Annotated in this window: 7 protein-coding genes; 3 read left to right on the top strand and 4 right to left on the bottom strand. The window is 72.7% G+C overall.

Annotated features, from left to right (window positions below):
* Positions 1–221 precede the first annotated feature (221 nt).
* Positions 222–1,040, bottom strand: a complete 819-nt coding sequence (gene rsmI, locus AB0N73_RS12640; protein ID WP_363563969.1) for a 16S rRNA (cytidine(1402)-2'-O)-methyltransferase — start codon at positions 1,038–1,040, stop codon at positions 222–224.
* Between the two features lie 23 nt (positions 1,041–1,063).
* On the opposite strand from rsmI, the gene AB0N73_RS12635 reads away from it, so the two are divergent.
* Positions 1,064–2,614: a phospholipid carrier-dependent glycosyltransferase gene (locus tag AB0N73_RS12635; protein ID WP_363563967.1), complete on the top strand. Its 1,551-nt coding sequence runs from the start codon at positions 1,064–1,066 to the stop codon at positions 2,612–2,614.
* Positions 2,615–2,645: 31 nt separating this feature from the next.
* On the opposite strand, the gene AB0N73_RS12630 is transcribed toward AB0N73_RS12635, so the two are convergent.
* From AB0N73_RS12630 to AB0N73_RS12620, 3 genes are all read right to left on the bottom strand, one after another.
* A complete protein-coding gene (locus tag AB0N73_RS12630) occupies positions 2,646–2,903 on the bottom strand; it encodes a three-helix bundle dimerization domain-containing protein (protein WP_363563965.1) in 258 nt (85 codons plus the stop codon).
* 121 nt (positions 2,904–3,024) lie between these two features.
* Positions 3,025–3,543, bottom strand: coding sequence for a MarR family transcriptional regulator (locus tag AB0N73_RS12625; RefSeq protein WP_363563963.1), 519 nt, complete (start codon positions 3,541–3,543; stop codon positions 3,025–3,027).
* A gap of 30 nt (positions 3,544–3,573) precedes the next feature.
* A complete protein-coding gene (locus AB0N73_RS12620) occupies positions 3,574–5,421 on the bottom strand; it encodes a DUF255 domain-containing protein (protein WP_363563961.1) in 1,848 nt (615 codons plus the stop codon).
* A 118-nt stretch (positions 5,422–5,539) separates the two neighbouring features.
* Here AB0N73_RS12620 and AB0N73_RS12615 point away from each other — a divergent pair, with 118 nt between their 5' ends.
* Positions 5,540–6,679 (top strand): serine/threonine-protein kinase, encoded by a 1,140-nt coding sequence (locus tag AB0N73_RS12615; protein ID WP_363563959.1) that lies wholly within the window; start codon positions 5,540–5,542, stop codon positions 6,677–6,679.
* Between the two features lies 1 nt (position 6,680).
* Entirely contained in the window at positions 6,681–12,716 is a 6,036-nt protein-coding gene (locus AB0N73_RS12610) for an Ig-like domain-containing protein (RefSeq protein ID WP_363563957.1), read from the top strand.
* Positions 12,717–12,721: the final 5 nt, after the last annotated feature.

Raw genomic sequence — 12,721 nt, 5'->3', positions numbered from 1 at the left:
TGGGCGCGACGGCACTGATCCCGCCCCGACTGCGGTCGCGCCGAGCCTGACCCGTCCCGCCCGCGCGGCCCGAACGCGCGGGCGGGACGCTCCACCCCTGGGGTGCGCCTCCCCCGGTTCTCGGAGAATGGCGCCGTTCTCGGAGGATCGCCGCCGCACCCTCCGAGAAACGTCGTGTTCTCCGAGAACGGTGGATGCCGGACGCACCCCGTGCGCGGGACTCAGCCCTTGACGGCGAGAGCGGCCTGGTAGAGCTCGCGCGAGGAATGCCCGGTCGCCGCGGCGACCTCGCCCGCCGCATCCTTCAGCCGCGTGCCGGCGCGCACCTGCTCGAGCACCTGGGTCACCGCGTCGGGGAACTCCACCCGCGCACGTTCCGCCCCGCCGACCACGACGACGATCTCGCCGCGCACCCCGTCCGCCGCCCACGTGACGAGCTCGGCGAGGGTGCCGCGGGCGGTCTCCTCGTGCAGCTTCGTGAGCTCGCGGCAGACGGCGGCGCGCCGATCCGCCCCGAACGCATCGCGCATGTCGACGAGGGTCTCGGCGATGCGCGACGGCGCCTCGAAGAACACGGTCGTGCGCTCTTCCCCGGCGAGACGCGACAGCGCCTTGCGGCGATCGCCGCCCTTGCGGGGAAGGAAGCCCTCGAACGCGAACCGGTCGGTCGGCAGCCCCGACACGGCGAGAGCGGTCAGCACGGCCGACGGGCCCGGCAGCACGGTGACGTCGACGCCCAGCGCCACCGCCGCGGCGACGAGTCCGTACCCCGGATCGCTGACGGTCGGCATGCCGGCGTCGCTCAGCACGAGCACGTCCTCGGTCTGCGCGCGGGTGGCCAGCTCGCCGGCGCGCTGCTTCTCGTTGTGATCGTGCAGCGCCACCAGCTGGGGACGATTCGTCACGCCGAGAGCGGCGAGCAGCCGCTGCGTGGTGCGGGTGTCTTCGGCGGCGATCACCGTCGCCGCTTCCAGCGCCTCGACCAGCCGACGGGTCGCGTCCCCCAGATTGCCGATCGGGGTCGCCGCGAGGATGATCACGGCCCCAGCATAAGCTGGCCTCCGTGACTTCGACCGCCGCGCCGCCGCTGCTGCCCGCGCCGCGTCCGTCCCGCTACGACCGCTGGATGGGGCGGGTGCGCACCACTCCCCTGCTGGCCCGGCGGCTCGACGTCTGGACGCCGGTCGCGCTCACGGTGCTGGCGGCTCTGCTGCGGTTCGTCGGCCTCGGGCATCCGTCGACGATCGTGTTCGACGAGACCTACTACGTGAAGGACGCGTGGTCGCAGTGGCTCCTGGGCTACACCGCGAACTGGCCGGACGGCGCGGATGACGCGTTCGGTTCCGGGACGGTGCCCGACAGCCTGACCGCCGGCAGCTTCTCGGTGCACCCGCCGCTGGGAAAGTGGCTCATCGGTCTCGGCATGTGGGTGTTCGGCGCCGACAGCGCGTTCGGCTGGCGCGCCGCCGTCGCGCTCTGCGGCACGCTCAGCGTGCTGCTGGTGTACCTCATCGCGAAGACCCTCACCTCGTCCACCCCGGTCGCCGCGCTCGCCGGATTCCTGCTCGCGATCGACGGACTCTCGATCGTGCTCAGCCGCGTCGCGCTGCTCGACGGCATCCTCACGTTCTTCGTCCTGCTCGGATGCTGGTTCGTGCTGCTCGACCGACGGCGCCACCTCGACCGGTTGCGCACCCGGCTCGAGAACCACGACGACCCCCGCATCGCGTGGGGGCCCGTCCTCTGGAACCGGCCGTGGCTCATCGCGGCGGGCGTCGCCTTCGGCGCCGCCACCGCCGTGAAATGGTCGGGACTGTACGTGCTGGCCGCCTTCGGCCTCTACGTCGTCGTCACCGACGCCCTGGCCCGCCGCCGCCTGGGGGTCGCCTACTGGCCCGTGGATGCGGTGCGCCAAGGGGTCGTCTCCTTCGTGCTGCTCGTGCCGGTCGCCGTCGTCACCTACCTCGCCTCCTGGACGGGCTGGCTCGTCACCTCCGGCGGCTACGAACGTCAGAGCGCCGCCGGTCAGGAGGCGGACGGACCGTGGGCGTGGGTGCCCGAGCCGCTCCGCGCCCTGTGGCGGTTCCACGAGTCGATCTACGCGTTCCACGTCGGCCTCTCGACGCCGCACGGCTACCAGAGCGACGCGTGGCAGTGGCCTCTGCTCGTGCGCCCCACATCCATGCACTGGTCGCAGTCCGGCGACACCGTCGAGGCCGTCTCGTCGATCCCCAATCCGCTCATCTGGTGGGCGGGGATCGCGGCCGCCGTGCTGCTGCTGGTGCTGTTCGTCCGTGTGCGCGATGCGCAGGCGGCGTTCGTGCTCACCGGCATCGCGGCGACCTACGCGCCGTGGCTGCTGTACCCCGACCGCACGATCTTCCAGTTCTACACGGTGGCGATGATGCCGTTCCTCGTGATCGCGATCGCGCTCGCCGCCCGCCGCATCGCCGGCTCGACCCAGCCCGACAAGCGACTGGCGGGACAGCGCGTCGTGCTGATCTTCGTCGTCGTCGCGACGCTGCTGTCGGTGTTCTGGTACCCCGTGTGGACGGCGATGCCGGTGCCGTACGAGTTCTGGCGCCTGCACAACTGGCTGCCCACCTGGGTGTGAGCGTGCGCGGCGGGCCACCGCGCATCGGGCGTCAGAGCGCCGAGCCCTCGGCCTCCCAGGCCAGGATCTCCTCGGCGCCGCGTTCGACGTCGACCGGCACCACGATCGGGCGTCCGCCGGTGAACGCGTCGTGCTCGCGCACCACGATCGCCTCGATCTCGGACGTCCGCATCGCCGGGTAGCGCGCCTGCAGCCGCGAGACGACGCCGGCGTAGGAGGTGAGCTCCCAGCCGTCGATGACGTGAGGGCGGTCCTGATCGCCGGTGGCAGGCATCGACGAAAGGGTCATGTGCCCATCGTCACACCGTCGCGCCGATTCCGGGCCGGGATCGGCGGTCGTTAGGCGATGCAGCTAAATCGCGCCCGAACGATCAACCGGCCTAACGATCTCGGCGGGGCGGTCGAGGGGCTCAGGAGGCGTCGGCGTGCGCGTCGACCTGATCGACGGCGCTCTGCAGCCGGCCGAGGCACTCGATGACGACGGAGCTCTCCTCCGGCGTCATGTCGATGACCGCGTCGAGCATGCGGTCGTGCATGTCGCCGAGGGTCTTGCGCACCTCGTCGTCGGTGTCGGCGGTGGGCACGACGTAGAGGCTGCGCCGATCGGTGGCGTGACGTTCGCGCCGCACGTGACCCGACTTCTCGAGGCGATCGATGATCGCGGTCATGGAGGCGGTCGACACCCCGAGGTAGCGGGCCAGCTCGCCGGGCGAGACCTGCGTCTCGCGCTGACGCGCCTTCAGCAGGTAGCGGAGCACGAGCAGATCGTTCTCGCCCATCGACATGGCGTCGCGGGTGCGACGACGCATCGCGACCTCCGCGGCACGGTAGACCCGGAACGCCTGCAGCAGCTCCACCGCGCGACGGCGACGGGCATCCTCGTCGTCGGCGTACCAGTAGCCGCTGTTCGGGTCGATCACATCGGGCATGGATTCGATGATAGGCGGGGTTGGGCGTGGTCAGCGCGGAGAAATCGCCAGCGCCGCGGGGTCGTGCACCGGCAGCAGGCAGACGAAGCCCTCGCAGACGTAGGCCGTCGGCCGCCCGTCGGGGCTCGTCCGCCCCTCGAACAGCGAGAATCCAGCCGCCGCCCACGCATCGGCATCCGTCGCGGTGACGCGCACGACGGTGTCGGCTCCGCGCTCCTGCGCCGCGCGGACGAGCGGATCGTCGGCCGATGGGGCGATGACGACGATCTGACGGGGTGGACGCGACAGCCGCGCCGAGACGGCGAGGATCGCACCGTGCGCGAACGGCTCGGCGGCGGCGCGCGGCGCGCGCGCCGCCACGAGCCGCTCCGCCACGCCGCGGTAGCGCTCACCGGCGCCGAGCTCCCACAGCGTCAGCGCCGCCGCGGCGAACGCCGCCTGCCCCGAGGGACGGTCGGTGTCGGCGTCGTCGACCTCCGGTGCGCCCAGACGCGCCAGGACAGGATCGCGCCCGCCCGGCACCCGTACGGCGCCGGTCTCGTCCAGGCACAGGTCGATGAGCCGACGCGCCTCGACGGCGTAGGCGTGCTCCCCCGTCGCGGCGGCGAGCGCCAGCAGGCCGCCGGCGTATCCGCCGTAGTCCTCCAGCACGGCGGGCGCAGACGAGGTGATCTCATCGAGCGACCCGCGCCGGAGAGTCCCGTCGGGGGCCGTGTTGGCCTCCGCCACGGCATCGGCCGCGCGGGCGGCCGCCGCGACGAGGTCGGGGCGGCCGAGGCGCGCACCCGCCGTGGCGAGCGCCTCGACGGCGAGCCCGTTCCACGCGGTGACCAGCTTCGCGTCGACGGACGGTGCCGCCAGCGTGCTGCGGCCGGCGAGCGGGCGACGGTAGTAACCGCCCTCGCTGCGCGCGCCGTCGATCACCGACTCGGAGTCCTGCGCGGCGGCGAAACCGCCGGAGTCCAGCAGCAACGCGTCGAGGAGGAAGCGGGCGACGCCCTCGGCGACGTCGCGCCGACCGGCATCGAGGGCCACCAGCAGCAGCCCGGCGTTGTCGGTGAGCATGCGCTCGTAGTGCGGCTCCGACCAGTCGCGGCGCGTCGCGTACCGGAAGAACCCGCCGTCCTCGTCGCGGAGCGGTGAAGCGGCCATCACCTCGACCGTCCGCGCGACGAAGGCGGACGCCTCCGGCAGCGTGTCCGCGAGCGCGGCGGACTGCAGGAAGCGCAGCACGGGCACCGTGGGGAACTTGGGGGTGTGCGCGTCCGCATCCGCGGCGGCGAAACCGCCGTGGACGGGATCCTCCCGGGCGAGGATGCGGCGGGTCAGGTCTTCCCGCACCGGCGGGGTGATCTCGCCCGTGGCGGCGGCGCTGTCCGCGGCGGCGCGGAGCGCGCCCTGCAGGGAGAAGGCGGTCTCGAGCACCGCCTCGCGGCGTTCAAGCCACGCCTCCTGCACGGCACGCACCACATCCGCGAAGGCCGGCATCCCGCCGCGGGCCTCGCGGGGCCAGTAGGTGCCCGCGAAGAACGGCTGTCCCGCCGGGGTCGTGAACACGGTGAGCGGCCATCCGAGATGCGGGGTGAAGGCGGCTGCCGCGGAGAGGAAGACGGCGTCCACCTCGGGATGCTCCTCGCGATCCACCTTGATCGCGACGAGCGTGTCGTTGAGCAGCCCTCCGGTCGCGGGGTCGGAGAAGGACTCCGCCGACATCACGTGGCACCAGTGACAGGTGGCGTAACCGATCGACACCATGACCGGGACGTCGCGCCGGCGGGCCTCGGCGAAGGCCTCTTCTCCCCAGGCGTACCAGGCCACCGGCTGCCCGGCATGCGCGCGCAGATAAGGGCTCGCGGACTCCGTCAGATCGGACGTCATGTGTCAAGCGTAGATCGCCCGTCACAGCACCGACCCGCCGCTGTGATAGGAAAGATCGACTGTCCCCCGCACGGCTCGGGGGATTCGCGCTGTCGGCTTGCGGGGAAAGGGGGACGGTGTGGCGCAGAGACTGCCCGCCGCACCGCCGGTTCTCCCCGGTTTCACGTACGTGCGACCGCTCGGAACGGGCGGCTTCGCCGATGTGTTCCTCTTCGAGCAGGACATGCCCCGCCGTCCCGTCGCGGTCAAGGTGCTGCTCGAAGATCTCGTCGACGACGGTCTGCTGCGGATGTTCAACGCCGAGGCCGACGTCATGGCCCGCCTGAGCGCCCACCCCTCGATCCTCACGATCTACCAGGCGAGCATCTCGTCCGACGGGCGCCCCTATCTCGTCATGGAGTACTGCCCCGGCTCCCTCGGCTCCCGCTACCGGCGCGAGGAGATCCCGATCGCCGAGGTGCTGCAGGCCGGCATCCGCATCGCGTCGGCGCTCGAGACCGCGCACCGCTCCGGGCTGCTGCACCGCGACATCAAGCCGTCGAACCTGCTCGTGACCGCCTTCGGCGCCCCGGTGCTGTCGGACTTCGGCATCGCGACCGCCGTGGGCGGACGCGGCGAGGAGGAGATCTTCGCGATGTCGGTGCCCTGGAGCGCGCCCGAGATCGTCGACGAGCGCATCGCCGGCTCGGTGCCCGCCGAGGTGTGGGCGCTGGGCGCCACCCTGTACTCGCTGCTCGCGGGCCGGAGCCCGTTCGAGCGTCCCGGCTCCGGCCAGAACAGCCGCGATCAGCTGAAGGCCCGCATCCGTCGCGCGGTGTACACCCCGATCGGTCGCCCCGACGTGCCGGCGAGCCTCGAGGCGGTGCTGTCGCGGTCGATGCAGCGCGAGCCCGCCGCCCGGCACCCCTCGGCCGCGCAGTTCGCCTACGAGCTGCAGCTGGTGCAGCACGAGCTGGGCCTGCCGCACACACCGATGGAGGTCGCGGTCGACGAGTGGGCGTCCGCGGGAGCACCGGTCGATTTCGCCGACGACCGCGCGCGCGGGCCGGTGCGGCCCAGCGTCGCCTACGAGTCCCGCCGCCCCGAGCGTGCCCGCGACCGCGGCGGACGCCGCCCGGACGAGGGCACGATCCTGGCAGGATCGGAGCCGCGACGACGCGGCCTGTCGGCCGGCGTCATCGCGGCGATCGCCGTCGGCGCGGTCGTCCTGATCGCCGCGGCCGTGGCGATCACCGTGTTCGTCGTGGGAGGCAGCTGACATGGCCCGTCGGGAGGAGAGCTCGCCGGTGACCCGTCGCCGGTGGATCATCGGCGGCGCCGTCACCGCGGTCGTCGCCGTCACCGCCACGCTCGCCGTGGTGTGGCCGGGCTTCGACGCGCAGCAGACCCCGCCGGACGACGGCACCGTCTGGGCGATCCAGGCGGGCGAGGGCCGCCGCTACGCGCGGGTCAACACCACGGTCGGCGAGCTCGACACCGTCAAGCAGGTCGAGAACCCGAGCGGCATCGTGCAGACCGAGTCCCGGCTGTTCGTGTACGCCGAGGGCGACACCCGCTTCGCCGACGTCGACATGGCGCTGCCCGCCGATCTCGACGCCGACGCCGAGGACGCCTTCGAGACCACCCCGCCCGGAACCGTCGACGTTCTCTCCTCCGGCGACGTCGTCGTGTACCGCACCGACAACGGCGGGCTGTTCGCCGGCTCCCTGACCGGCACGACGACCACCATCCCGATCGACCCCTACGCCGACGACGAGGTCCCCGAGGGCGAGGAACGCCGCACCTTCGTGGCGGACTCGGCCGCCGTGGGCGCCGACGGCACGGTCTACGCCTACTCCTCCGCCGAGGGCCGCGTCATCCGCGCCGACGCCGGCACCGGCCGCGTCACCGGATCCGACGACGTCGCCGACGGGCCCGAGGAGGGCGCCTCGCTGACAGCCGCCGGCACCTCGTGGGCGCTGCTCGACCCCGAATCCGGCCAGCTGTGGGTGCGGGGACGCGGCGAACCGCTCGACAGCGGCACCATCGGCGGCGTCCTGCAGCGCACCACCTCGTCGGACGAGCTCGTGTACATCGCCGATGCGACGGGGCTCGTCGCGGTGCCGCGGGACGGCTCGGGACCGGATCGTCTCGTCGACGCCGCCCAGGGCACGCCGGCCGCCCCCGCCGAGGTGGACGGCGTCGTCTACGGCGCGTGGCTGCCCGACGGCGGCACGACCGGCACGCTCTTCTCCAGCGCGGACGGCACCTCCGACCTCGACTACGGCGGCGGTCAGCTCGGCGACGAGGTTGCCCCGGAGTTCATCAGCAACGGATCGCGGATGATCCTCAACGAGACCCGCTCCGGCTGGGTGTGGACCCTGCCCGACGGCCGGCTGGTCGCGTCGTCGCAGCAGTGGGACCCCGACCAGGAGCAGCCCAGCGTCCAACAGGAGGACGTCGAGGCGGAGCGCGTCATCGACCCGAAGCCCCCGATCGCCGTGGACGACGCCTTCGGCGTCCGCGCGGGGCGCAGCGTCGTCCTGCCGGTCCTGCTGAACGACCACGACCCCAACGAGGACGTCCTCAGCATCGTCGCGGCATCCGTCGAGGGACTCGATCCCGCCTTCGGCACCGTGATCGCGACGAACGAGCAGCAGGAGCTCGTCGTGCGGGTCTCGCCGGACGCCTCCGGCTCGGCCTCCTTCCGCTACCGCGTCACCGACGGCACCACGACGGACGGCCTCACCTCGGAGCCCGCCACCGTGACCCTCACCGTCGCCGGCGACGACCAGAACAGCGCACCGGTCTGGTGCGGCGTCGAGGGCTGCCTGTCGACGTGGCCGAACCCGCAGGTCGTGCCGGGCGGCACGGTGTCGGTCAACGTGCTCGAGGGCTGGGTGGACCCGGACGGCGACCCGCTCTACATCTCGTCGGCGGTGAACCAGAGCGGCATCGGCTCGACGGCGCTCGACCCGCAGGGCACGATCACGTTCCAGCACCCGAACCCCAACCAGGCCGAGGCGCAGAGCATCCCGATCCTCGTGACCGTCACCGACGCGCGCGGACAGTCCGCCGAGAAGTCGCTCGAGATCGGTGTGACGCCGAGCCCGCAGCTGACAGCGGAGTCCTTCGCCGCCATCGGCACGGCCGGCACGCCCACCACGGTCGACCTGCGCCCGCATGTCACCGGCCTCAACGGCGGCCTCTCGGTGCGCTCCGCGACGGCCATCACCGACGGCGCCGGCGACATCACCGTGAACAGCGTCGCGGGCACGTTCGTCTTCACGGCCGCCAATCCGGGCTCGTACCTCGTGCAGTACGTCGTCGCCGACGACATCGCCGAGGCGACGGGCACGGCGCGCATCACCCTCGTCGACCCGGCTCAGACCCAGATCTCCACCCCTCCCCTGACGGCGTTCGTCCGCCCCGGCGAGGACGCCACGATCGATGTCATCTCGCCCGTCGCGAACCCCGCGGGCCTCGTCCTGCTCGCCAGCGACATCCGCACGACCCCGGACGCGGTGGCGACGCTCGGCGTCGACCTGGTGGGCCAGAACATGCTGCGCGTGGCGGGTGCGACCGACAACGGCCAGCCGGGCGTGCTGGGCCTGGTGACCTACACGGTCTCGGACGGCACGGGCAACGGGTACACGACCACGACGGGCGAGGTCACGGTCGTCCTCCTGCCCGCGGCCACCGCCGAGCCGCCCATCGCCGTCGACGACGCGGTGACCGTGCGTGCGGGCTCCCAGATCGACATCCCGGTGCTCGAGAACGACACCGCCCCCGCGGGCGCGCTCTTCTCGATCGACGCCGAGACGATCACGAACGAGTCCGGCGCGGGCCTCGCCTTCGCGACGGGCCGGCTCGTGCGCTACCTCGCGCCCACGGAGCCCGGCACGTACACGGTCGGGTACTCGATCTACCGCATGGGCTTCCCCGACATGACCGACACCGCGCGGGTGACGATCACCGTCGTGCCGGGCGACGCGAACGCCGCCCCCGTGCCGCGCACGCTCGTCGGGCGTGTGCTCAGCGGCGCGACCGTGTCGATCCCGTTCGACCGCTTCGCCGTGGACCCCGACGGGGATGCGGTGGCCCTCGACCGCATCGTGGCGCAGCCGGAGCGCGGGTCGGCGACGATCTCCGCCGAGGGCGACGCGATCCTGTACTCGAGCGCGCCGGGCGACAGCGGTCAGGTCGGCTTCACCTATCAGGTGCGCGACGCGCAGGGGGCGACGGGCGTCGCCGAGGTGCGCGTGGGCGTGCTCGACGCCGAGTCGAACCCGAGCCCCGTCACGTACAGCGACTACCTCCAGGCGCAGGCCGGCGACGAGGCGGAAGCGGTGGTGCGCCCCGCCGACAACGACATCGATCCCTCCGGCAGCAACCTCGAGGTCATCGACGTGCGCCCCAACGCCGAGACCGGATCCGTCGAGTACCGCGCGATGGAGACGATGCTCGGCGGGCTCGAGGACGGCGAGGTGCGCCTCAAGGTCGGCACGCAGCTGGGCACGTACTCGTTCGCCTACACGGTGCGAAACGCCACCGGCGACACCGCGATCGGGCTGATCGTGCTGAAGGTCGTCCGCGACCCCGTGCCCGACTACCCGACCGTCCGGGACACGACGCTCACGGTCGAGACGCGCGAGGACTTCCCGACCGGGGTCGACGTGCTCTCGGGCAAGGTGTCGTGGAGCGCGGGAGACGCCGCCGACCTCGACCTGACGCTCTGGGGCGAGCACCCCGGTATCCGCGTGGAGGGCCGCAGCATCGCCGGGGCCATCCCGGACGAGACGCTGCTCATCCCCTTCCAGGTCGCGGGCACCGCCTTCGACGGCAGCGAGGTCGTCTCCTACGGGTTCCTGCGGGTGCCAGGAACGAACGATCTGCAGCTGACGCTCCGCGGCTCCGCCGCCTCCGCACAGGTCGACGAGCGTGCCACGGTCGACATCGACCTCGACCGCGCGGTCGCGCTGCCGCCGCGCGCCGACATCGAGATCGACCCGTCACGGGTGACCGTGGGCGGCGCACGCCCCGAGGCGCGGTGCGAGGCCACCACGGGCAACACGGTGCGCTACACCGCCGGCGCGGGAGCACCCTGGACCGACAGCTGCACGATCCCGGTGCGCCTGGTCGGCCAGGAGGACTACACGTTCCTGACCGTCCGCATCGAGATCATCGCCGAGGACCCGCAGCCCGAGCTGCGTCCCGCCTCGCTGACGGTGAGCCCCGGCTCGTCGCAGACCTACACCCTCACCGACATGACGACGTGGGCCGGGACCGAGGACTGGGCAGCCCTCCAGTACGCGGTCGGCTACGCCGGCGACCAGTTCACCGTCGAGCAGGCCGGCAACCAGGTCACCGTGACCGCGCGCGACGCCGCCCGCCCCGGTCGGCAGGAACCGGCAACCGTCACCCTGCCGAGCCACCGCGACGCGCGCCCGGCGACCCTCGCCCTGACCGTCGGTCCCGCGCCCTCCACGCTCCCGAAGGGCGCCACGCTCACGCAGCAGTGCTCGCAGTCGGCGGGCACCAGCTGCGCGATCAACGTCATCGGCGCCGGCGGCGAGATCAACCCGCTGCCGGGCACCCCCCTGACGCTCGTGTCCGTCGGCGCGAGCACCTGCACCGGCATCTCGTTCGCGGTGGCCAGCAGCACCGCCATCCAGGCCAGCTGGTCGCCGGATGCCGACGGCACCCGCTGCACGGTGGGATTCACGGTCGAGGACGCACAGGGCCGGCAGTCGGGAGGCGACCGCAACGGTCAGGTGACCCTCGATCTGCAGGGCTACCCGAAGACCCCGAACGCCGTGACCCAGACCGCCTTCGGCGACCGTTCCATCACGCTGCGCGTCGACCCGGGCACCGCGTCGAACGCCTACCCGGCACTCCAGGGCTTCCGCGTCTTCCAGGGCGCGCAGCAGGTCACCACGTGCGCCCCCAACGGCGCGTGCGAGCCGTTCAGCGTCGCCGCGAACGGCGACCAGCGCCAGTACGAGGCGCGCGCCTTCAACAGCGTCGGCGACTCCCGCACCGGCGTGCAGGTGCGCGCCTGGGCCTACCGGTCGCCGACCGTCGGCCGCGTCGTCGCGGAGCCGGTCTACCAGCCCGGCCGTACGACCAACGACACGGGCGTCGTGCATATCCGCATCGAGAACGCGGACCCCGAGGTGCGCTCCTACGAGGTGACGGGCGCCTCCGGCCCGGTGCCGGCCACGCGCACCAACGTGACCGAGGTCGACGTCACGCTGCCCGTGGGCTCGGCCAACATCACGGTCACGCCGACGAGCAACAACGCCGCCCCGGACGGCAGCGGCTCGGTCGGCTCGTCCGGCAACGCCGCCGTCACCGTCGCCGGCCTCCCCCGCACCGGCAACGTCGCGGTGGAGCGCGAAGCCCAGACCTCGCTGACCCTCTCCGAGGCGCCGCTCGACCGCAACGGCAGCTCCCGGCCGAACGAGGTCGTCTACGTGGCGGTGCGCGCCGGCGGCGACTTCTCATGCGACGTCGGCCCGGACGGCTCGGGCCTGCGCGTCCGCGGCGGCCAGGTGTCCCCGTCGCGCACGATCTCGGGCCTCGAGGAGAACGAGCAGTACACGGTCGGCGCGTGCGTGAGCAACGGATTCGGCGCCGCCAAGACCGGCACCGCCAACGGGTGGGCATGGAACCAGGGCGCGGCCCCGGTTCCGTCGGGCCCGGTGTACGAGATCCCGAACGGCCAGGGCAACGGCAACGGCACCTACCTGGTGCGCCGCGCCCCGTCGGTCGACGCGCCCCGCGGCTACGAGGCGGTCTTCTACGGCCACCAGGGCGACTCGACCCAGTGGCAGCAGCCCGTCATCGGCGCCGAGGGCAACATGCAGGTGAAGTTCTGCGTCCGAGGCTCCGAGATGTCGCGCTGCGGCGACGGCGTGCGGATCGCCGCGGCCGACCCCGCCCGCGCCAAGCAGGTGGAGCTGAACGATCCGCGCCTCACCGCGTGCGTCGTGGGCTCCAACCTGCAGGCCGCCATCAACCAGAACCCCGGGGGCCTGGGCAGCCTCGCCATCAAGACGACGGATCCCGCGCCGCGCTACTTCAGCGAGGGGATCCTCGGCGGCATCTTCGCCTCCGAGCTGGACCCCGACCCGAACAACCCGCTCAAGGTCCCCAACGGCACCTCGCGCGCGACGGCGACGCTCGTCTACACCTGGAACGACCCGGCCGCGCAGTACGGCACCCTGACGTTCCCCGCCGAGTTCCGCGGCTGCTCCGGCAGCGTCGCACCGGAACCCGAACCCACCCCGACCACCCCGCCGACGACCCCCTAAGGATG

This window comes from Microbacterium sp. NPDC089189, assembly GCF_040685095.1.
Classification (GTDB): Bacteria; Actinomycetota; Actinomycetes; order Actinomycetales; family Microbacteriaceae; genus Microbacterium.
The sequence above is the reverse complement of the archived record's forward strand: the minus strand, read 5'-3'. Positions and strand labels throughout refer to the sequence as shown.